This window comes from Pseudomonas sp. UBA7500 (genome assembly GCF_002478435.1).
GTDB lineage: Bacteria > Pseudomonadota > Gammaproteobacteria > Pseudomonadales > Pseudomonadaceae > Aquipseudomonas > Aquipseudomonas palmensis.
This window is the reverse complement of record NZ_DLNW01000003.1, coordinates 218,559-240,022: the sequence shown is the minus strand read 5'-3', so window position 1 is coordinate 240,022 and position 21,464 is coordinate 218,559. Positions and strand designations below refer to the sequence as shown.

The window sequence follows — 21,464 nt, the reverse complement described above, 5'->3', positions numbered from 1 at the left end:
GGGCTTGACCCGCGATACAAACGACACTATCTCAGGCCCTGAACTGCCCCAGGCTGGCCTTCAACTGCGCCGCCAGGTCATCCAGCACCTTGCTGCTGGCCGTGGTCTGCATCACCACCTGCGCTGCACGCTCGGCCTGGGCATGAATCGTCTCGACCCGCCCACGCACCGCCTGCGCCCCCTGCGCCTGCTGCTCGGCCGCCCGGGTGGCCAGGCCGATCGCCGCATGCACCTGCTCCACCGACACCTGCACCGACTGCTGCAGGCGCGCGTTGTCCTTGAGCACGGTCAAGCCTTCGCTGGCCTGACGCCCGGCCTGGCTGATGGCTGCCACCGCCTCCCGCGCGCCCTGCTGCAAGGCACCGATGTGCGCCTGGATATCGCCGGTCGAGCTCTGGGTCTTGCTCGCCAGCGCCCGCACTTCGTCGGCCACCACGGCAAACCCGCGCCCGGTCTCGCCAGCCCGCGCCGCCTCGATGGCGGCATTGAGCGCCAGCAGGTTGGTCTGCTCGGCAATCCCGTGGATCACCTCCAGCACCACCTCGATCTGCTGGCTCTGCTCGGCCAGCCGCTCGATCACCTTGGAGCCCGCCCCCACCTGCCCGGCCAACGCTTCGATCAGCTTGGCCACCTGGGCCGAGGTACGGCTGTTCTCGTCGGTGGCCTGGCGAATGTCCACCACCTGCTGCAACGCTGCCTGCATGGCCTGGCTTTCGGCCTGGGCTTCATCGGCCATGCTCGACAGGGCACGCAGGCTCTCGGCCACTTCATCGCGCTGCGAAGCGGCCGCCGCATCGGCGCCCGCGTTGTTCTGCGCCATGGTGCCGATCTCGACCCCGGTGCGCTGCGCCACCTCGCCCGCTTCGCGCACGATGGGCTGCAGCTTGTCGACGAACTGGTTGACCGCTGCAGCCATGTCGCCGATCTCGTCTCGGCTGTCGATCGGCACGCGCTTGGTCAGGTCGCCGTCGCCGGCCGCCAGGTCGTTGAGCGCGGCAATCAGCAGGCGCAGCTTGCTCAGCACGCGCCGGCCGAGTACCACGGCCACCACCAGCAATACGCCGAAGCCCACCGCCACCAGCCCCAGGCCGATGTTCCAGCGCAGGGTCGCCGCTGCTTGCTGCACGGTCTGCGAGGTGTTGGCCTGCATCGCCGCGGCACTGGCCTGGGCCGCCTGCAGGCGGGCGCTCAGGGCCTTGTTGCTGTCGGCCGCAGCGCCCACCAGGCTGTCGCCGACCAACTGGTCGCCGCTGGCGATCAGCGCCGAGAAGCGCGCGTCCAGCGCCTTGAGCTCGTTGTCGACCGACGCCGTGGAGACGCCCATCACCACCTTGCCGATCTCGGTGCCGTTGGGGTTGATCGAGGCTTCGATCATGTACACCGCCGGGTCGTTGCGCGCCGCATCCAGCACCTTGTCGAGCGCCCGTTCGCCCTGGCCCTTTTCCATCAGGGCCTGGTTTATCGGGTTCTGCCGGTTCAGGTAGCGGGTCAGGTGCTGGCCCTGGGCGTCGTCGTAGACCACGAAGAGCACGTTGGCATTGCGCTGGGCGCGCCGGGAAAACTCCGACAGTGCCGGTATGTCGTCATCCCAGATGGCCCGCGGCGCAACCGATGCCAGCAGTTCGGCCATGTGATTGGCCGACTCCTTGAGGCTTTTTTCGAGGGTGACGCGCAGTTGCGCCTGCTCCTCCTGAAGGCGTGCGGATAGCCCGGCGGACAAACGCTGGCGGGTACTGGCCGAAAGGCTGTCCAGGCCCGAGCTGAGCTCACGCCCGGCTTGTTCCAGTTCACCCGACAGTTTCTGGCTGTCTGCACCCAGGCGATTACCCAGATCGGCCTCCAGCGCAGTCACCGTGCTCCGCGTCAGCGCGACCGCAACCAGCACCTGCACCAAAAGAGCGATACCCAACGCAACAAAGACAGGCCGCAACAGGCGGCTTCGTAACAATGAGAGAACGGCCGACACACAAGAACCCTCCGTATCGCGGGGCCATTATAGTGATGGCACCTTATAGGACGATTCTTACAGCAAAGGCCGTGCCGGGCAGCAGGCATACCGGTCAAATTCATAGCCAGGGCTGACCTTTATGACCCTTTCACCAACTGGCCAAAAAAAACGCCGCTGACCCGGAGGGACAGCGGCGTTCTTTACTGCCTACAGCGAATCAGGCAAACGGATGGCGCAGCACGATGGTCTCGTTACGGTCCGGGCCGGTGGAGACGATGTCGATCGGCGCACCGATCAGCTCTTCCACACGCTTGATGTAGGCACGGGCGTTGGCCGGCAGTTCTTCCAGGGTCTTGGCGCCCACGGTCGACTCGCTCCAGCCCGGCACTTCTTCGTACACAGGCTGCAGGCCCACGTAGCTGTCGGCGTCGGTAGGGGCAACGTCCTTGCCCGCTGCGTCCTTGTAGCCGACGCAGATGTTGATGGTTTCCAGGCCATCGAGCACGTCCAGCTTGGTCAGGCAGATGCCCGAGATGCTGTTCACGTCGATGGCGCGACGCAGGATGACGGCGTCGAACCAGCCGCAACGACGGGCACGGCCGGTGGTTGCGCCAAATTCGTGGCCCTGCTTGGCCAGGTGCGCACCAACGTCGTCAAACAGCTCGGTCGGGAACGGGCCCGAACCCACGCGGGTGGTGTAGGCCTTGGTGATGCCCAGGATGTAGTCCAGGAACATCGGACCAACGCCCGAACCGGTCGCAACGCCACCGGCGGTGGTGTTGGAGCTGGTCACGTAGGGGTAGGTACCGTGGTCGATGTCCAGCAGCGAACCCTGGGCACCTTCGAACATGATGTCCTTGCCGGCGCGACGCAGGTCGTGCAGCTCGGCAGTCACGTCCAGCATCAGCGGCTTGAGCAGTTCGGCGTATTCCTTGCACTCGGCCAGGGTCTTTTCGAACTCGATGGCCGGCTCTTTGTAGTAACCCACCAGCATGAAGTTGTGGTAGTCCACCAGCTCGCGCAGCTTGTCTTCGAAGCGCGGCATGTTGAGCAGGTCGCCCACACGCAGGCCACGACGCGCAACCTTGTCTTCGTAGGCCGGGCCGATGCCGCGACCGGTGGTACCGATCTTCAGCTCGCCACGGGCCTTTTCACGGGCCTGGTCCAGGGCCACGTGGAAGGACAGGATCAGCGGGCAGGACGGGCTGATGCGCAGGCGCTCGCGCACCGGTACGCCCTTCTCTTCCAGCTTGGTGATCTCGCGCAGCAGGGCGTCGGGAGCAACCACCACACCGTTGCCGATCAGGCACTGCACGCCTTCGCGCAGCACGCCCGAAGGGATCAGGTGCAGCACGGTCTTCTCACCGTCGATCACCAGGGTGTGGCCGGCGTTGTGGCCACCCTGGTAGCGCACTACGGCGGCAGCATGTTCGGTCAGCAGATCGACGATCTTGCCTTTGCCCTCATCACCCCACTGGGTGCCCAGGACTACGACATTCTTACCCATAACACTTGTCCTCATTCGCGCAAACTTGGCGCCGGCTCGTGCCGGCGTGGAATCTCAAATGGCCAGCGGCAGAACCTGCCAAAGCCCGTTTTGCTGAATCAATTGCCGATCGCAATCCGCCTCGACGGCGGCGGTCAGCGGCTGCCCAGGCAACGCCTGAACCACCCGCTGGCCCTCACTGCGCAATTGGCAGACCAACTGCCAAAGTGCTGCATCGCTGCTGTCGGGCATCCAGATCCCGCCAGACGGCAACACCACCTCGGCTCGCCCCAGTGTGACCAGGGTCTTCAAATCCGTGGAGAAACCGGTAGCCGGGCGTGCCCGGCCAAAGTCCGCTCCGATGTCGTCATAGCGACCGCCCTGGGCGATCGACTGGCCGACGCCTGGCACGAAGGCGGCAAACACCACACCGGTGTGGTAGTGGTAGCCGCGCAACTCGCCCAGGTCGAAATACAGCGGCAGCTCGGGGTAACGCGTGGCGAGGCGCTCGGCGATCGCCATCAGGTCATCCAGCGCCGCCAGCACCGCGGCCGGGGCACGGCCCAGGCGCACACGTGCCTGCTCGAGCACTTCGCGCCCACCGCACAGCTCGGTCAGCGAACGCAACATGCCGGCCAGGTCAGCCGGCAGCGTGGCGGTCAGCTCGATCACTTCGTCGATGGCCTTGCGCTGCAGGGCGTCGAACAACTGCTGCTCGACCGCGCCCGACAGGCCGGCCGCACGGGCCAGGCCGCGGTAGATACCGACATGCCCGAGGTCCATGTGCACATCCGGCACGTCGGCCAGTTGCAGCATGGCCAGCATCAGGCTGATGACCTCGACGTCGCTGACCGGGCTGGCATCGCCGTACAGCTCGGCGCCCAGCTGAATCGGGCTGCGCGAGGTCGACAGCGCACGTGGCAAGGCGTGCAGCACGCTGCCGGCATAGCACAGGCGGCTCGGCCCTTCACGGCGCAGGGTGTGCGCGTCGATGCGCGCCACCTGTGGCGTGATGTCGGCCCGAAAGCCCATCTGCCGCCCGGATTGCGGGTCAATGACCTTGAAGGTGCGCAGATCCAGGTCCTGGCCGGCACCGGTGAGCAGCGATTCCAGGTACTCGATATGCGGGGTCACGACAAACTCGTAACCCCAGCTCTGGAACAGGTCCAACACCTGACGACGCGCGATCTCGATGCGCGCCGCCTCAGGTGGCAGTACTTCTTCGATGCCATCTGGCAGCAGCCAGCGGTCTACCGTTGCCATTACGCCATTTCCCCTATGGTCCGGGCGGCCTGCCCGCGGGCGAGCCTTGAGTGAAGCAGCTATCGGCACACAATGACGGGCAGCGCTGATTCCAGCGAAACCGCAGTACCGATACCCTCGTAAAACCTGAAGTGCGCCACAAGCCCGGGCCCGATAAAGGCCAATCGATCTTGCAGACGCAAAAAAGCCGGGAATTTCCCGGCTGCCGCATCATACACCCGTTTTCTCGCGGGAGGCACCCCGCCCGACGTTTTAGCCGCCGGGCGGGGTGTGCATGCTTACGGTTTGGTCTTGCCCATGAAGCGGAAGAACTCGCTGCTCGGGTCCAGCACCAGCACGTCGCTCTTGTCGGCGAAGCTCTCGCGGTAGGCCTTCAGGCTGCGATAGAACGCGTAGAACTCCTGGTCCTGGCCATAGGCCTTGGCGTAGATGGCTGCTGCCTGGGCATCACCATCACCACGGGTTTCTTCCGACTCGCGATAGGCTTCGGCCAGCAACACGCGGCGTTGACGATCGGCGTCGGCACGGATGCCTTCGGCCAGCTCGTTACCCTTGGCGCGGTGCTCGCGAGCTTCACGCTCACGCTCGGTGCTCATGCGTTCGAACACGCTGCGGTTCACTTCCTTGGGCAGGTCGATGGCCTTGACGCGAACGTCGACCACTTCGATGCCCAGCTCCTTGCTGGCCATGCGGTTCAGCGAAGCGGTGATGTCAGCCATCAGCGCGTCACGTTCACCGGATACCACCTCATGCAGGGTGCGCTTGCCGAACTGGTCGCGCAGGCCGCTTTCCAGACGGCGCGACAGACGTTCGTCGGCGATCTGCTTGAGGCCCGAAGTCGCGGTGTAGAAACGCTCGGCGTCCTGCACGCGCCACTTGGCGTAGGCATCGACCATCACCGCTTTCTTCTCCAGGGTCAGGAACCGCTGGGTCGGTGCGTCAAGGGTCATCAGCCGCGCGTCGAACTTGCGCACCTGGTTGACGTAAGGAACCTTCACATGCAGGCCAGGCTGCACATCGGCCTGTACCACACGGCCGAATTGCAGCAGCACGGCGCGTTCGGTCTGGGCCACGATGTAGAAGCTGTTCCAGGCGACGATCGCCAGCACCACGGCGACGATCACGGCGATCAGGGATTTATTGCTCATCAGCGGCTCTCCCTGGAGCGCGTCTCGCGCTGTTGCTGTTGCAGGTCTGCGGCGGCACGGTTGGCGGCGTCATTGGCCGACGGCGTGACGCTGGTGACCGGGGTGCTGCCACTGCGGCGGCTGTCGATCATCTTGTCCAGCGGCAGGTAGAGCAGGTTGCTCTGACCGTCCTTGCCGGATACCAGGACCTTGCTGGTGTTGCTATACACTTCCTGCATGGTGTCCAGGTACAGACGCTGACGGGTCACCTCTGGAGCCTTGCGGTACTCGGCCACCAGCTTGGTGAAGCGGTCGGCCTCACCCTTGGCACGCGAGACCACTTCATCGCGGTAGCCGTTGGCATCCTCGATGATGCGCTGCGCCTGACCACGGGCTTCCGGCACCACGCCGTTGGCGTAGGACTCGGCCTGGTTGCGCGCACGCTGCTCGTCTTCACGGGCACGGATCACGTCGTCGAAGGCTTCCTGCACTTCACGCGGGGCTGCCGCGCTCTGCACGTTGACCTGGGTCACGGTGATACCGGTGCGGTAGGTGTCGAGGAAGCGTTGCAGACGCTCCTTGATTTCCACGGCCATCTGCTCACGACCTTCGGTCAGCACCTTGTCCATCGAGGTGGAACCCACCACGTGGCGCAGGGCACTGTCGGTCGCGTGCTGCAGGCTGACTTCAGGCTGATCGACGTTCAGCACGAAATCCTGCAGGTTGGTGATCTTGTACTGCACGGTCAGCGGCACTTCGACGATGTTCTCGTCTTCGGTCAGCATCTGGCCCTGCTTGGTATAAGCACGCTCGCGGGTGACGTTCTCCATGTACTTGCGATCGATCGGCGGGAAGTAGATGTTCAGGCCCGGCCCTACGGTTTCGTAGTATTTGCCGAAGCGCAGCACCACGGCCTGCTCCTGTTCGTCCACCACGTACACGGCGCTGTACAGCCATATGGCCGCCAGTACGGCCAGGCCGATACCCAGCAGACCGAAACCGGCACCCTTGCCGGAGCCGCTGTCGCCGCCCCGTTTCTTGCCACTGCCGAACATGCCGTTCAGGCTATCCTGCAGCTTGCGGAAGGCCTCGTCGAGATCCGGTGGTCCCTTCTTGTCGCCGCCACCACGGCGCCCACCCCAAGGATCCTGATTGTTCGAGTTGCCACCCGGCTCATTCCAAGCCATAGCGCTCTCCATCTGATAAAGCAAAGACGCGCCCACGGCGCGCCGTCCAATGCTACAGAATGCCTGTCACGGCTGCCCGACCGCGAGGTCGGGCTTGTATTGCAAAGTGTGTTGCTCGATGAACTCCAGCGGTTTCATCCCCTCGCGGCTTACCAGGCGATTGAACTCGACCCGGGACAAGCGTACCGCCAGCAGGGTGTTGCCGTCTTCGTCATGGTCTTCGCTCTGCACCGCCCCCAGGTCGAAGAACAGCGCGCGCAACCGCGCGAAACGCTGTTCCAGGCGCAGGGTACCGATGAACAGGTCATCCCCCAGCAGTTCTGCAATCGCCTGCCCCACCAGCTCCAGGCCACGACCGTCACGGGCCGATACCCATACCCGCTGCGGCTTGCCGTCGGCATCGCGCTGGATCTGCGGCTCGACCCCTTCGAGCAGGTCGAGTTTGTTATACACCTCGAGGATCGGCAAGCCTTCGGCACCGATCTCGCCGAGCACCGCCATGACCTGCTCGATCTGCTCCATGCGCTCCGGCTCATGGGCGTCGATCACGTGCAGCAGCAGGTCGGAGTTGCTCGACTCTTCGAGCGTAGCCCGAAATGCCTCGACCAGCTTGTGCGGCAGGTGACGGATGAAGCCCACGGTGTCGGCCAGCACCACCGGCCCGACGTCATCCAGCTCGAGCCGACGCAGGGTCGGGTCGAGGGTGGCGAACAGCTGGTCGGCCGCATACACCTCGGACTGGGTCAGCGCATTGAACAAAGTGGACTTGCCGGCGTTGGTGTACCCCACCAGCGACACCGAGGGGATATCCGCGCGCTTGCGCCCGCGCCGTGCCTGCTCGCGCTGGCTGCGCACCTTCTCCAGGCGACCCTTGATCTGGCGCAGGCGTATGCGCAGCAGGCGCCGGTCGGTTTCGAGCTGGGTTTCACCCGGCCCGCGCAGACCAATACCGCCCTTCTGCCGCTCGAGGTGAGTCCAACCGCGCACCAGGCGCGTGCTCATGTGCTCGAGCTGGGCCAGTTCGACCTGCAGCTTGCCTTCGTGGGTACGTGCCCGCTGGGCGAAGATGTCGAGAATCAGACCCGTGCGGTCAAGCACGCGACACTCGAAGATACGTTCGAGGTTACGTTCCTGACTGGGCGTGAGGGTGTGATTGAAAATGACCAAATCGGCCTGTTCGGCTTTGACCAGGTCGCGAAATTCCTCGACCTTGCCGCTGCCAATCAGGAACTTGGCGGTAGGCTGGTGTCGCGCCACATTGGCGAACGCGACAATATCGGCACCGGCCGACAGGGCCAGCTCGCGGAACTCCTGCGGGTCTTCGCGCGCCTCAGGGCTCTGACCTTCCAAGTGAACGAGGATTGCCCGTTCACCACCACCGTGGCGCTCAAAGAACAAAGCAGACTCCTATCAGGCGTTACCTGGCTCAGCGTCGCCCTGTTCGGCGTCGGCTGCGCTTGGCAGACGAATCGGACGAACCGGCACCACTGTCGAGATCGCGTGCTTGTAGACCATCTGGCTGACGGTGTTCTTCAGCAGAATCACGAACTGGTCGAACGACTCGATCGTGCCCTGCAGCTTGATGCCGTTGACCAGATAGATCGAAACGCCGACCTTCTCTTTTCTCAAAGTATTCAAGTAAGGGTCTTGTAGCGAATGCCCTTTTGACATATGCCGCACTCCTGTAAGGATCAATAGTAAAAAATCAAAGAAATATGATGGCTCAGGCCGCCCCACCCCCAAGAGTAGACGGCAATTGCAGGGACTCAGCCCAATATGGAGACCGATCCCAGGTATTTCAAGGTGCGTGGCAGATTGTCGCAAGCCAGGCTGTCCAACCAGTGCAGATCGGCCCAACTGCGCAACCAGGTAAACTGCCGCTTCGCCAATTGGCGAGTGGCAATGATGCCGCGCTCCTGCATTTCAGCTGCACTCAACTTGCCATCAAGGTGATCCCAGACCTGGCGATAACCGACTGCCCGTATAGACGGCAGCCCTGCATGCAAGTCACTTCTGGCACGCAGTGATCGGACCTCGTCGACGAAGCCCTGTTCCAGCATTTGCCCAAATCGTAGCGCAATTCGCTCGTGCAGCACCTTTCGATCCTGCGGGGCGATTGCCAGGCTGGCGACAGTATAGGGCAATTGTTCCTGGCCCGAAGCGCCTGCGACGCTACTTTGCGCCGATTGACGCTCGCGATGTGACGTCATCGTCATGCCGCTGACCCGGTACACCTCCAGCGCCCGTACCAACCGCTGCGGATCGTTGGGGTGAATGCGCGCCGCCGATTCGGGGTCGACCGCCGCCAGCTGGGCGTGCAAGGCCTGCCAGCCCAGCTGTGCAGCCTCGGCTTCAAGCTCGGCACGCACCTGCGCATCGGCCGCAGGCATATCGGCCAGGCCTTCGAGCAGCGCCTTGAAATACAGCATGGTGCCGCCCACCAGCAGCGGGATATTGCCGCGCGCGGTGATCTCGGCCATGGCCTGCAGCGCATCGCGGCGAAAATCGGCTGCCGAATAGCTCTGGGCCGGGTCGAGGATGTCGATCAGCCGGTGCGGGTGCTCGGCCAGCAACGCCTTGGACGGCTTGGCGGTGCCGATGTCCATGCCGCGGTAGACCAGCGCCGAATCGACACTGATCAGCTCGCACGGCAGCACCTTGGTCAGCTCGATGGCAAGGTCGGTCTTGCCGGCGGCGGTGGGGCCCATCAGGAAGATGGCCGGGGGATTGCGAACTGCCATATCAGCGACCGCGCAGGAACAGTTTGTCCAGATCGTCCAGGCCCATCTGGGTCCAGGTCGGTCGGCCATGGTTGCATTGACCGCTGCGCTCGGTGTTTTCCATGTCGCGCAGCAGGCCGTTCATTTCCGGCAGGGCCAGGCGCCGGTTGGCGCGAATCGCGCCATGACAGGCCATGGTGCCGAGCAGCTCGTTCAGGTGTGCCTGGATACGGTCGCTGGTGCCGTATTCCATCAGGTCGGCCAGCACGTCCTGCACCAGGCGATTGGCCTCGGCCTGCTTGAGCAACGCAGGGATCTGCCGGATCGCCAGGCTTTCCGGGCCCAGGCGCTGCAGTTCGAAGCCCAGGCGCTGGAACCACGCCGCGTGTTCTTCTGCGCAATCGGCTTCGCGCTGGCTCAGGGCCAGGGACTCGGGCACCAGCAGCGGCTGGCCGCTCAGGCCCTCGCTGGCCATGGCCACCTTGAGCCGCTCGTACATGATCCGCTCGTGGGCCGCATGCATGTCCACCAGCACCAGGCCCTGGGCGTTCTCGGCAAGAATATAGATGCCCTTGAGCTGCGCCAGCGCATAGCCCAGCGGCGGAATATCGCCCTGGCCCTGAGGCAGGTTGGCCGGCTCGCTGCCGGGCAGCGGGGCGAAGAATTCGCGATACACCCCCTGGGCCTCGGCCGCGGGCAATGCCTGTGCCGGACGCGGGGTGTACTGGTACTGGTAGCCGGCGCCCGAGCCACTGCCCGCGGCGCCGCCCGCCGTGTTCAGCATCGGCTGCGCCGGAGGCTGTTCGAGCAGGTTGGCGGCCAGGCGCATCTCGCCCTGGGGGCCGAACTCGCCGGCCTGCAGGCCACTGGGGCGCTCCACCTCGGGGGCAGCGGCTGCACCCGGCTGGTGATCCTGCGGGCGCACATCGGCCAGCGCCCGGTGCAGGGTGCCGTACAGGAAGTCGTGCACCATGCGCCCGTCACGAAAGCGCACCTCGTGCTTGGTGGGGTGCACGTTCACGTCCACGCCGGTGGGGTCGACCTCCAGAAACAGCACGAAGGTCGGGTGCCGGCCATTGAACAGCACGTCGCGGTAGGCCTGGCGCACCGCGTGGGCGACCAGCTTGTCGCGCACGGCACGGCCGTTGACGAAGAAGTATTGCAGGTCGGCCTGGCTGCGCGAGAAGGTCGGCAGGCCGACCCAACCCCACAGATGCAGGCCGTTGCGCTCCACCTCGATCGGCAGCGCCTGCTCCAGAAAGCCCGGGCCGCAGATCGAGGCCACGCGCCGTGCGCGGGCCGTGTCGTCATGGGCTTCATGCAGGCTGAGGACGCTCTTGCCGTTGTGGCGCAAATGAAAGGCCACGTCGAAGCGCGCCAGCGCCAGGCGCCGGATGACTTCCTGCAGATGGTCGAATTCGGTTTTTTCGGTCTTGAGGAACTTGCGCCGGGCCGGGGTATTGAAGAACAGGTCGCGCACCTCGACCGAGGTACCCACCGGATGCGCTGCCGGCTGCACCCGCGGGGACATGTCGCGGCCTTCGGTTTCAACCTGCCAGGCCTGGTCGGCGTCGCGGGTGCGCGAGGTCAGGGTCAGGCGCGCGACCGAGCTGATCGACGCCAGTGCCTCGCCGCGAAAGCCCAGGCTCATTACCCGCTCGAGGTCTTCCAGGTCGCGGATCTTGCTGGTGGCGTGCCGCGCCAGGGACAACGGCAGGTCGTCGGCAGCGATACCGCTGCCATCATCGCGCACCCGCAGCAGCTTGACCCCGCCCTGCTCCACCTCGACGTCGATGCGCCGGGCGCCGGAGTCGAGGCTGTTTTCCAGCAGCTCCTTGATCACCGAGGCCGGGCGTTCGACCACCTCGCCTGCGGCGATCTGGTTGGCAAGCCGCGGGCTGAGCAGCTCGATGCGAGCGCCGCTGCTCATGGCTGGCCAGCCAGCGTGGTGGCCGGTACGTCGAGGTTCTGGCCCACCTTCAGCTCATCGGTTTTAAGGCCGTTGGTGCTGCGCAGGCTGGCCACGCTGACCTGGTAACGCACGGCGATCATGGCCAGGGTCTCGCCCGGACGCACGGTGTGCTCGCGCGGGCCCTGGGCGATCTTGCCGCTGTCTCGCAGGAAGGCGATGTAGGTGCCCGGCGGCGGGTTCTGCTGGAAGAACTGGCGCACGCCACTGTGGATCGAGCGTGCCAGGGCCTGCTGATGGCTGGCAGTGGCCAGCTTGGAGGCCTCGTTGGCGTTGGAGATGAACCCGGTTTCCACCAGGATCGACGGGATGTCCGGCGACTTGAGCACCATGAACCCGGCCTGTTCCACGCGGCGCTTGTGCAGCGGCGTGACCCGGCCGATATTGCCCAGCACCTTCTGCCCCACGTTGAGGCTGGAGCTGAGCGAGGCGGTCATCGACAGGTCGAGCAGCACGCCCGCAAGCATGCGGTCCTTGTCGTCGAGGCTGACGTTGCCGGCACCACCGATCAGGTCGGAGCGGTTTTCGCTGTCGGCCAGCCAGCGCGCCGTCTCGGACGTGGCGCCACGGTCGGACAGGGCGAACACCGAGGCACCGAAGGCCGCCTTGGACGGCGCGGCGTCGGCGTGGATCGAGATGAACAGGTCGGCGCCCTTCTTGCGCGCAATCTCGGTACGCTTGCGCAGCGGGATGAAGTAGTCGCCGGTACGCGTCAGCTCGGCGCGAAAGCCCTTCTCGCTGTTGATCTGGCGCTGCAGTTCCTTGGCGATGGCCAGCACGATGTCTTTCTCATGCTGGCCGCGCGAGCCGGACGCACCCGGGTCTTCGCCGCCGTGACCGGCATCGATGGCGATCACGATGTCACGCTTGCCGCTTGGCACCGGGGTCAGCTTGATCGCCGGCTGCGTGGGGGTCACCGGCACGGCCGGCGTGGTGGCCACCGACGGGGTCGGGGTGGGTGGCGTGGCGTCGGATTCCTGATCGAACAGGTCGACCACCAGACGGTTGCCGTACTGGGCGTTGGGCGCCAGGGTGAAGCTCTTGGGCGTCACCGACTTTTTCAGGTCGATGACCACGCGAAGGTCGGTAGGGGTGCGCTGCGCCGAGCGCACGCTGGTGATCGGGGTATTGGAGGTGGACACGTTCAAAGGCGCACCCAGGGTTGCGCCATTGATGTCGATCACCAGGCGATCCGGGGCCGTCAGGGTGAACACACTGTGCTGCACCGGGCCGGACAGGTCGAACACCAGGCGTGTGTTGTCCGGCGCACGCCATAAACGGACACTCTTGACTTGCGTGATCGCGAAGGCATCGACGGTTACTGCCGCCAGCAGCAGTCCTACAACGCCAAACAGTGCGCGAAAGCGCATACCTATCCCCATTTTCTAATTGATTTCCAAGGCCAGAGCGGCACACCAGGCTTCACCGCGAGAGCCCTGCGGCAACAGGTTCAGCGAACGCCCGTCCGCCTGGGGGCTTATGGTAATGGTCAGGTCGGGCTTTGGCAAAATGCCCGCCCCCTTCTGGGGCCACTCGAACAGGCACAGGGCGTCGTCTTCGAAGTAGTCGCGAATGCCCATGAACTCCAGCTCCTCCGGATCGACCAGGCGATACAGGTCGAAATGGAAGGCACGAATGTCGCCAATCTCGTAGGGCTCAACCACAGTGAAGGTAGGACTTTTCACCGCGCCGGTGTGTCCCAGACCACGGATGATGCCCCGTGACAGGGTGGTCTTGCCGGCCCCCAGGTCACCCTCGAGGAAAATCACGCCGTGACCCTTGGTCACCTGGGCGATACGGGCACCGAACTCACACATGGCCGCTTCGTCGGCCATAAACAGGGTTACACCTGACACGCTGAATGCTCCTCCAGAACTTGACGAATGACCGGTATCAGGTCGCTGGCCGCCAGCCCGCGACCTTGTACGCCCAGGCGCTCGCCGGCACAGGCGTGCAGCCACACCCCCAGGCAGGCGGCGTCCCAGGCCGGCATGCCCTGGGCCAGCAGCGCACCCAGCACGCCGCTGAGCACATCGCCCAGGCCGGCACCGGCCATGGCCGGGTGACCGCGCTGGCACAGTGCCAATTGCCCGGCCGGGTCGGCCACCAGCGTGCCGGCGCCTTTAAGCACACACACCGCCGCGTACTTGCGCGCCAGCTTGAGCGCCGCCCAGGAGCGATCGGCCTGCACCGCTTCGGTGGAAATCCCCAGCAGGCGCGCCGCCTCTCCCGGATGCGGGGTAATGATGCTGCCCGCCGCCAGCGGCAAGGGTGCTTGCGCCAGCAGGTTCAGCGCATCGGCATCCCACACCTGGGCGTGCCTGGCCGGCACCACCGCCGAGAGCAGGCTGCGCCCCCAGGCGGCCTGCCCCAGTCCGGGTCCGACCACCAGTACGGTGGCGCGTTCAATCGGCGCCATCAACTGGTTGGCCGAATGCACGCCCAGGCTCATCACCTCGGGCAGGCGGGCCAGCGCGGCGGGCAGTTGCTCGCTGCGGGTGGCCAGTGACACCAGGCCGGCGCCGCAGCGCAGCGCCGCCTCGGCACTGAGCAGCACCGCACCGCCCGTGCCACGGTCGCCACCGACCACCAGCACATGGCCGAAGTCGCCCTTGTGTGCGGCATTCGAGCGCGGCGCGAGGCTCGCCAGGGTGACGCTGGTGAGCACCAATGGCTGATTTGCAGGGTGTTTGGTCTGAGGCATGCGTCGTTCGGCTCCGATGTCTGGCAGAATTATACGCACCTGAGTCATCGTTGCCCTATTTCGCATGTCTGCTTCCCCCCTCGATCTACCCGCCCTCGCCCAATCGATCAAGGATTGGGGCCGTGAACTGGGCTTTGCGCACGTCGGCATTGCCGGTGTGGAGCTGGGCGAACACGAAAAACACCTGGAACGCTGGCTGGCCGAGGGCTATCACGGCGAGATGGAGTACATGGGCGCCCATGGCAGCAAACGCTCGCACCCCGACGAGCTGGTGCCGGGCACCTTGCGCGTGGTGTCGCTGCGCATGGACTACCTGCCGGGCGACACGCAGATGGCGCAGATGCTCGCCCAGCCCGAAAAGGCCTACATCTCGCGCTATGCGCTGGGGCGCGACTACCACAAGCTGGTCCGCAAGCGCGTACAGCACCTGGCCGAGCGCATCCAGAAAGACATCGGGCCGTTCGGCTTCCGCGCCTTCGTCGACAGCGCGCCGGTGCTGGAAAAGGCCATCGCCGAACAGGCTGGGCTGGGCTGGATCGGCAAGAACACCTTGTTGCTCAACCGCAAGGCGGGCAGCTACTTCTTCCTCAGCGAGCTGTTCATCGACCTGCCGCTACCGGTGGACGAGGCACAGGCCACCGAGCATTGCGGGCGGTGCAGTGCATGCCTGGACATCTGTCCCACCCAGGCCTTCGTGGGGCCGTATGTGCTGGATGCGCGGCGCTGCATTTCGTACCTGACCATAGAACTGAAGAGCGCGATCCCCGAAGAGCTGCGGCCGCTGATCGGCAACCGGGTGTTCGGCTGTGACGATTGCCAGATCGTGTGCCCGTGGAACCGCTTTGCCCGGCCCACCGGTGAAGCGGATTTCAAGCCGCGCCACGGGCTGGACAACGCCGGGCTGGCGGAGCTGTTCCTGTGGGATGAAGAGACGTTTCTGGCCAGCACCGAAGGCTCGCCGCTGCGCCGGGCGGGGTATGAGCGATGGTTGCGCAACCTGGCGGTGGGGCTGGGCAATGCGCCCTCGACCATACCGGTGCTGGAGGCGCTCCAGGCGCGGCGGGAGTATCCGTCGGAGCTGGTGAGGGAGCATGTGGAGTGGGCGCTGCGTCAGCATCAGGCACGGCTTTAGGTCTGCAGCGCGACCATCGCGGGTCAAGCCCGCTCCCACAGGGACAGCACCGGTTTCAAGAACTGTGGTGATCCTGTGGGAGCGGGCTTGACCCGCGAAGAAGCCCTCAATGCTCGTCGTTGTACTGGAACTTCGGCATTTCCCAGCGAAACCGTATCGCCAGCAGCCTGAGCAGCAACCCGCCAAACAGCGTCAGCAGAATCGCCTGCTCCCCCGGCACCTTGAAGTACACGCACCCCAGGTAGAACCACGCCGCCAGAAACGACACGCTGGCATACAGCTCACGCCGGAAGATCAGCGGAATGTCGTTGCAGAAGATATCCCGCAGGATGCCGCCAAACACGCCGGTGATCACCCCGCTGATCGACGCCACCAGCATGCCCTGGCCCATTTCCAGCGCCGTCATGCAGCCAATCAGGGTGAACGCCACCAGCCCCAGCGCATCGAGCACCAGAAACAGCGAACGCAGGTGGCGCATCAGCGGCGCGATAAAAATGGTGATCAAGGCCGCCACGCTGGTCAGCACCAGGTACTCCGGGTGCTTCACCCAGGTCAGCGGGTAGTGGCCCAGCAGCACGTCGCGCACCGAGCCTCCGCCCAGGGCCGTGACGCAGGCGATCAGCACCACGCCGAACCAGTCCATGCCGCGCCGCCCGGCCGACAGCGCCCCGGTCATGGCTTCGGCGGTAATGGCGATCAAATAGAGCATCAACAGCATGATGGCGCAGGTCCGTGCAAAGAGGCGCGCAGTCTACCCAGTTGCCCCAGGCACCAAAAGGGGGCGCGCCAACGATTGTTGGCGCAGTGCGGGTCAGAACTTGATGAAGTGCTCGCGGTAGTGGCGCAGCTCGGCGATGGATTCGCGAATATCGTCCAGCGCCAGGTGCGTGCCACCCTTCTTGAAGCTGTCGCGCACCTCGGGAGCCCAGCGTGCGGCCAGCTCCTTGAGGGTGGACACGTCCAGGTTGCGGTAGTGGAAGAAATTCTCCAGCTCGCGCATGTGGCGGTACAGGAAGCGACGGTCCTGGCAGATGCTGTTGCCGCAGATCGGCGACTTGCCCTTGGGCACCCACTGCTCCAGGAAGCGGATCGTCTCGGCCTCGGCCTCGGCCATGCTCACCTTGCTCTCGCGCACGCGCTGGGTCAGGCCGGAGTTGCCGTGGGTACGGGTGTTCCACTCGTCCATGCGCGCCAGCACCTCGTCACTGTGGTGGATGGCGATCACCGGGCCTTCGGCCAGGGTGTTCAGGTCACTGTCGGTGACGATGGTGGCCATCTCAATGATGACGTCGCTGTCCGGATCCAGGCCGGTCATTTCCAGATCGATCCAGATCAGGTTCTGTGGGTTCTGCATGATTCTGCTCCTCGGTAGGCGCGCAGTTTAGCCTAGTGGAGCGTGCTAGACTCGACGCCGTTGCACCCTCACATGCTTTGCTTGACGAAACGAGACCTACATGGCCAAACGCCAGCTCAATCGCCGCCAGAACTGGCGCATCGAAAAAATCCAGGGTGAGCGCGCCGCCCGCGCTGCCAAACGCGAACAGCACACGCTGGACACCCTCGAAGGCGGCGACCTGGGGCCTGAACAACTGGGCCTGGTGATTGCACACTTCGGCGTGCAGGTAGAAGTCGAAGCACAGGACGGCGACGTGGCCGGCCAGGTGTTCCGTTGCCACCTGCGCGCCAACCTGCCGGCGCTGGTCACTGGTGACAAGGTGGTATGGCGCGCCGGCAACCAGGGTATCGGCGTGATCGTGGCGCAGATGCCGCGCAGCACCGAGCTGTGCCGCCCCGACAGCCGTGGCCAGCTCAAGCCGGTGGCGGCCAACGTCGACCTGATCGTGATCGTGTTCGCCCCGGCCCCCGAGCCGCATGCCAACCTGATCGACCGTTACCTGGTGGCCGCCGAGCATGCCGGTATCCGCCCGCTGCTGCTGCTGAACAAGGCCGACCTGATCGACGAGCAGAACGCCCCGGCGCTGAATGCGCTGCTGGCGGTGTACCGTCAGCTGGGCTACCCGCTGCTGGAAGTGTCGGCGCACCATGGCGACGGCATGCAGCAGTTGCAGACCTTGCTCGATGGGCACATCAGCGTGTTCGTCGGCCAGTCCGGGGTGGGCAAGTCGTCGCTGGTCAACAGCCTGCTGCCCGATGTCTACACCCGCGTAGGCGAGCTGTCGGAGTGGTCGGGCCAGGGCCAGCACACCACCACCACCGCGCGGCTGTATCACTTCCCGGGTGGCGGTGAGCTGATCGACTCGCCGGGCATTCGCGAGTTCGGCCTGGGGCACGTGAGCCGGGCGGACGTGGAGGCCGGCTTCATCGAGTTCAACGACCTGATCGGCACCTGCCGCTTCCGCGACTGCAAGCACGACCGCGAGCCGGGCTGTGCGCTGCTCAAGGCGCTGGAAGACGGGCGCGTGCAGCAGCAGCGCATGAACAGCTATCGCTCGATCATTGCCAGCCTGCCGCAGGACAGCTACTGACGGTCATGGCGCAGGCGTTTGTTCGATGAACATAGCGTGCGCCACATCCTCGACCAGGGCCTTGGACATGCCGCTCAGGTAATGTGCCGCCCAGACAAGCGTGCCATCCGGCTCGATGCCGGCTTGCAAGGTGAGCTTGTAGGCGCAACTGAGCAGCAGGGCCGATTGCTCCAGCGCGAAGTCGGCGTTGTGCCCGGCTTGCACGCGAAACAGGCGCTCGGCGGTGGGGCCACCCTCGCCTTCGCCGAAAGTGCCGACGCCTAGTGTCTTGAAGACTGAGCTGTTTTCCATCTGTTATCTCCCGACGACTTTCTTAATTGGCTCTACGGGCGTCTTCGCCGGCAAGGCCGGCTCCTACAGGTACTGCGAGCCTTTGTAGGAGCCGGACTTGCCGGCGAACGAGCGCGCAGCGCTCGCGATCAGTGCACGAGAGGATGTCTTCGAGGGGCAGATTGGCGTATTGGGGTGGATCGGGGACGATTTTCAACATGACCAACTCCAGTATCAGTGGAGCTACCACGCTTTGCTGTCAAACAAATAGGTGGCAGCTGTACGCGGGTTGACAGACCGAGGATACCGGAACTCGGCGCACACGAAGTGCCCCACGCACAGCCGCCATAAAGCGATGCACATGTGGTCCGAAATCAGTAACGGCCTGTCAAAACCGGTCGTTGAACACCAACGACGCAACGCAGACTAGAGCGCTACCGTGACCACCGCAATGGCGGGAAAGCGGCAAAAGTATGATTGGGAAGGGGCCTACAGGGAATAGGGAAATTCCGAAGATTCGCCTTACGCGGACACCTGTAGGAGCCGGCCTTGCCGGCGAAGGCGTCAGTTGTCGCAACACATTTGTAGGCCTTTTCACCCAGGCATGTAGTCCACCTCCTGATTCAATCCCACGCCTTGCACCACGCGTCGTAATCATCAAAGGTATCCCGCACCAGATTTGCGCCCACCAGGGACCTCCGGATGCCAGTCTCACTCCTCTACTGCCGCAACGACCTGGCCGCCGCCATGGCCATCGGCGAGCACCTGCGCCTCGAGGGCCTGGCCACCTGCCTGGAGGCCATCGACCCCCAGGCCGACGATGCCTGCACCCTCACCACCCTCATCAGCCGCAGCCTGCACGGCTGCACCCACCTGATCGTGCTGGTGTCGGGCAACACCTGCGGCGCCTGGTGGGTGCCCTTCGCCCTGGGCGCCGCAGCGCTGGCCGACCGACGGGTCGCCACGTTCCAGCTGGGCGAGCCGGCCAGCCCCACCTACCTGGGCGAACTGCCGACCATGGCGCAAGCCACCGACCTGGACCTGTTCGTCAGCGCGTACCGCCTGGAACACACCCTTGGCCGTGCCCTCAACCTGCCCACGCAGGCCGCACCCGGCGACAATCGCTGCAATGCCCAGCACTTCCAGGCCGAGCTCAAGGCCAGCATCGGTCGCGGCTACTGAAATGCCGAACCCCACACAGCACAACGCCCGCACGGATCACTCCATGCGGGCGTTGTCGGCTGCCGGCTCACTGCGGCTTGTTGGGCTCGTCCATCTTCAACACGCCATCCTCGAAGATGTTCAGCTTCTCGCGCAGTTCACGCGGCTGCATCGGCTCGGGCTCGGGCGTCGGTGCCGCAGCGCCCGGCGCAGGTGCCGCGCCCGGCTGGGCTGCGTCCGGCGGCGTCGGCGAGGTCTGTTCGCCCTCGATGGTGCGCTGGGCCTTCTTGGTCAGCACGATGATGTCGATACGACGGTTCACCGGGTTGAGCGGGTTCTCGCGGTCGAACAGCGACGACGATGCATACCCCACCACCCGCGCCACCTGGGCATCCGGATAGCCACCGGCCACCAGCGCCCGACGCGCCGCGTTGGCACGGTTGGCCGACAGCTCCCAGTTGCCGTAATCACCGGTGCCGGCGTAGGGCTTGGCATCGGTGTGGCCGCTGATGCTGATCTTGTTCGGCACCGCCTTGATAGTGTCGGCCATGGCCAGCAGGATGTCCTCGAAGTACGGCTGCAGGCGCGCACTGCCCAGGTCGAACATCGGCCGGTTCTCGGCGTCCATGATCTGGATGCGCAGGCCGTCCTGGGTGATCTCGAACAGGATCTGGTCCTTGAACTTCTGCAGTTGCGGGTTCTCTTCGACCTTGTTCTGCAGCTCCTGCAGCACCAGGTTCAAGCGGTCTTTCTCGACCTGCTCGGCCATGCTCTCGACCGCGTCCTTGTCCAGCTGGATGCTGGTGTCAGGAGTCGGCTCGGACTGCACTTCAGGGTTGATGGTCTTTTCCGGGGCCAGCTCCGGCGAGCCGCCCAGGTCGATGATGTACGGGGTGCCACTCTCGGAGAACCCGATGGGGTCCTTGAAGTAGCCGGCAATCGCGATCTTCTGCTCGGGCGTGGCGGTGGACAGCAGCCACAGCACAAGGAAGAACGCCATCATCGCCGTGGCGAAGTCGGCGAACGCGATTTTCCAGGCGCCGCCGTGATGGCCGCCGCCGAAGCGCTTTACGCGCTTGATGATGATCGGCTGATTGTTTTCCATGGATCAGCGACCGCGAACTGCTTGTTCCAGCTCGGCAAAGCTTGGACGGTGCTTGGGGAACAGCACCTTGCGACCGAACTCCACCGCCAGCGATGGCGGCATGCCGGAGGCCGACGCCACCAGTGCGGCCTTGATCGCCTCGTACACGTTGACCTCTTCCTTGGCGTCGTGGGCCAGGGAGGTGGCCAGCGGGCCGAAGAAGCCGTAGGCCGCCAGAATACCGAAGAAGGTACCCACCAGCGCCGCACCCACGTGCAGGCCGATGGACTTCTGGTCGCCTTCGCCCAGCGAGGCCATGGTCACCACGATACCCAGTACCGCCGCCACGATACCGAAGCCGGGCATGCCGTCGGCGATGCCGGTCACGGCATGGGACGGGTGGTCGAGCTCTTCCTTCATGCTCAGCAGTTCCATGTCGAACAGGCCTTCGAGCTCGTGCGGGGCCATGTTGCCGGTGGACATGATGCGCAGGTAGTCGCAGATGTACGCGGTCATGCGCTCATCCTTGAGTACCGCCGGGTACTTGGCGAAGATCGGGCTGGCCGCGGCGTCTTCGATATCGCCCTCGATCGCCATCATGCCTTCGCGCCGGCTCTTGTTGAGGATCTCGTAGATCAGGCCCAGCACTTCTATATAGAAGGTGTGCGAGAAGCGCGAGCCGAACATGCTCAGCGACTTCTTGATCACGTGCATGGTCATGTAGCCGGGGTTGGCCTGCAGGAACGCACCAAAGGCGGCACCGCCGATGATCAGCACCTCGAAAGGCTGAATCAGGGCCGCGATCTTGCCGTGAGAAAGAACGTATCCGCCAAGCACGCTCGCGAATACGACAATGATGCCGATAATTTTAGCCATAGATTGGAAGCACTTACTGTCGTGGTCAGGGTCGGGGGCGGAAGTTCGTAA

20 protein-coding genes are annotated in these 21,464 nt (G+C 64.7%); 3 read left to right on the top strand and 17 right to left on the bottom strand.

The genetic code is table 11. The features are described 5' to 3' along the window. Window positions 1–31 precede the first annotated feature (31 nt). From B4I46_RS03970 to B4I46_RS03915, 12 genes are all read right to left on the bottom strand, one after another. Window positions 32–1,966 (bottom strand): methyl-accepting chemotaxis protein, encoded by a 1,935-nt coding sequence (locus tag B4I46_RS03970; protein WP_043863529.1) that lies wholly within the window; start codon window positions 1,964–1,966, stop codon window positions 32–34. Between the two features lie 199 nt (window positions 1,967–2,165). Next, window positions 2,166–3,455 (bottom strand): adenylosuccinate synthase, encoded by a 1,290-nt coding sequence (locus B4I46_RS03965; RefSeq protein ID WP_043863530.1) that lies wholly within the window; start codon window positions 3,453–3,455, stop codon window positions 2,166–2,168. A gap of 54 nt (window positions 3,456–3,509) precedes the next feature. Beyond that, window positions 3,510–4,697: an ATP phosphoribosyltransferase regulatory subunit gene (locus B4I46_RS03960; RefSeq protein WP_043863531.1), complete on the bottom strand. Its 1,188-nt coding sequence runs from the start codon at window positions 4,695–4,697 to the stop codon at window positions 3,510–3,512. 278 nt (window positions 4,698–4,975) lie between these two features. Then, a complete protein-coding gene (gene hflC / locus B4I46_RS03955) occupies window positions 4,976–5,845 on the bottom strand; it encodes a protease modulator HflC (RefSeq protein ID WP_043863532.1) in 870 nt (289 codons plus the stop codon). Beyond that, window positions 5,845–7,011, bottom strand: coding sequence for an FtsH protease activity modulator HflK (gene hflK / locus B4I46_RS03950; RefSeq protein WP_043863533.1), 1,167 nt, complete (start codon window positions 7,009–7,011; stop codon window positions 5,845–5,847). The genes hflC and hflK overlap by 1 nt, the downstream gene beginning before the upstream one ends. A 66-nt stretch (window positions 7,012–7,077) precedes the next feature. Next, on the bottom strand, window positions 7,078–8,409 hold the full coding sequence (hflX, locus tag B4I46_RS03945; RefSeq protein WP_058541590.1) for a ribosome rescue GTPase HflX: 1,332 nt from the start codon (window positions 8,407–8,409) through the stop codon (window positions 7,078–7,080). Window positions 8,410–8,421: 12 nt separating this feature from the next. Then, on the bottom strand, window positions 8,422–8,682 hold the full coding sequence (gene hfq, locus B4I46_RS03940) for an RNA chaperone Hfq (RefSeq protein ID WP_043863535.1): 261 nt from the start codon (window positions 8,680–8,682) through the stop codon (window positions 8,422–8,424). Window positions 8,683–8,777: 95 nt separating this feature from the next. Beyond that, complete coding sequence (gene miaA, locus B4I46_RS03935; protein ID WP_043863536.1) at window positions 8,778–9,752, bottom strand: tRNA (adenosine(37)-N6)-dimethylallyltransferase MiaA; 975 nt, start codon at window positions 9,750–9,752, stop codon at window positions 8,778–8,780. 1 nt (window position 9,753) lies between these two features. After that, entirely contained in the window at window positions 9,754–11,661 is a 1,908-nt protein-coding gene (gene mutL / locus B4I46_RS03930; RefSeq protein ID WP_286898716.1) for a DNA mismatch repair endonuclease MutL, read from the bottom strand. Continuing rightward, the gene (locus tag B4I46_RS03925; protein ID WP_196932996.1) at window positions 11,658–13,082 is read right to left on the bottom strand and encodes an N-acetylmuramoyl-L-alanine amidase; all 1,425 of its coding nucleotides are present in this window, start codon (window positions 13,080–13,082) and stop codon (window positions 11,658–11,660) included. The genes mutL and B4I46_RS03925 overlap by 4 nt, the downstream gene beginning before the upstream one ends. Window positions 13,083–13,085: 3 nt before the next feature. After that, window positions 13,086–13,556 carry a tRNA (adenosine(37)-N6)-threonylcarbamoyltransferase complex ATPase subunit type 1 TsaE gene (gene tsaE / locus B4I46_RS03920; protein WP_054916175.1) on the bottom strand — a complete coding sequence of 157 codons (471 nt, stop codon included), beginning with the start codon at window positions 13,554–13,556 and terminating at the stop codon, window positions 13,086–13,088. Continuing rightward, on the bottom strand, window positions 13,544–14,404 hold the full coding sequence (locus B4I46_RS03915) for an NAD(P)H-hydrate dehydratase (RefSeq protein ID WP_058541594.1): 861 nt from the start codon (window positions 14,402–14,404) through the stop codon (window positions 13,544–13,546). The genes tsaE and B4I46_RS03915 overlap by 13 nt, the downstream gene beginning before the upstream one ends. Window positions 14,405–14,468: 64 nt before the next feature. On the opposite strand from B4I46_RS03915, the gene queG reads away from it, so the two are divergent. Further along, window positions 14,469–15,536, top strand: a complete 1,068-nt coding sequence (gene queG / locus B4I46_RS03910; protein ID WP_286898714.1) for a tRNA epoxyqueuosine(34) reductase QueG — start codon at window positions 14,469–14,471, stop codon at window positions 15,534–15,536. Between the two features lie 106 nt (window positions 15,537–15,642). Here queG and B4I46_RS03905 read toward each other — a convergent pair whose 3' ends face one another. Together B4I46_RS03905 and orn are read right to left on the bottom strand one after the other, a co-directional pair. Further along, window positions 15,643–16,257, bottom strand: coding sequence for a trimeric intracellular cation channel family protein (locus tag B4I46_RS03905; protein WP_173925102.1), 615 nt, complete (start codon window positions 16,255–16,257; stop codon window positions 15,643–15,645). A 90-nt stretch (window positions 16,258–16,347) separates the two neighbouring features. Further along, window positions 16,348–16,890, bottom strand: a complete 543-nt coding sequence (gene orn, locus B4I46_RS03900) for an oligoribonuclease (protein WP_043863543.1) — start codon at window positions 16,888–16,890, stop codon at window positions 16,348–16,350. Window positions 16,891–16,990: 100 nt separating this feature from the next. Here orn and rsgA point away from each other — a divergent pair, with 100 nt between their 5' ends. Next, window positions 16,991–18,022 (top strand): small ribosomal subunit biogenesis GTPase RsgA, encoded by a 1,032-nt coding sequence (gene rsgA, locus B4I46_RS03895; RefSeq protein ID WP_286898713.1) that lies wholly within the window; start codon window positions 16,991–16,993, stop codon window positions 18,020–18,022. A gap of 3 nt (window positions 18,023–18,025) precedes the next feature. On the opposite strand, the gene B4I46_RS03890 is transcribed toward rsgA, so the two are convergent. Continuing rightward, entirely contained in the window at window positions 18,026–18,313 is a 288-nt protein-coding gene (locus B4I46_RS03890; protein ID WP_043863545.1) for a DUF3077 domain-containing protein, read from the bottom strand. Window positions 18,314–18,994: 681 nt separating this feature from the next. On the opposite strand from B4I46_RS03890, the gene B4I46_RS03885 reads away from it, so the two are divergent. After that, window positions 18,995–19,474, top strand: a complete 480-nt coding sequence (locus B4I46_RS03885) for a toll/interleukin-1 receptor domain-containing protein (RefSeq protein ID WP_043863546.1) — start codon at window positions 18,995–18,997, stop codon at window positions 19,472–19,474. Between the two features lie 67 nt (window positions 19,475–19,541). Here B4I46_RS03885 and motB read toward each other — a convergent pair whose 3' ends face one another. Both motB and motA read right to left on the bottom strand, forming a co-directional pair. Beyond that, a complete protein-coding gene (gene motB / locus B4I46_RS03880) occupies window positions 19,542–20,558 on the bottom strand; it encodes a flagellar motor protein MotB (RefSeq protein ID WP_043863547.1) in 1,017 nt (338 codons plus the stop codon). Window positions 20,559–20,561: 3 nt separating this feature from the next. Continuing rightward, a complete protein-coding gene (gene motA, locus B4I46_RS03875; protein ID WP_043863548.1) occupies window positions 20,562–21,413 on the bottom strand; it encodes a flagellar motor stator protein MotA in 852 nt (283 codons plus the stop codon). Window positions 21,414–21,464 lie beyond the last annotated feature (51 nt).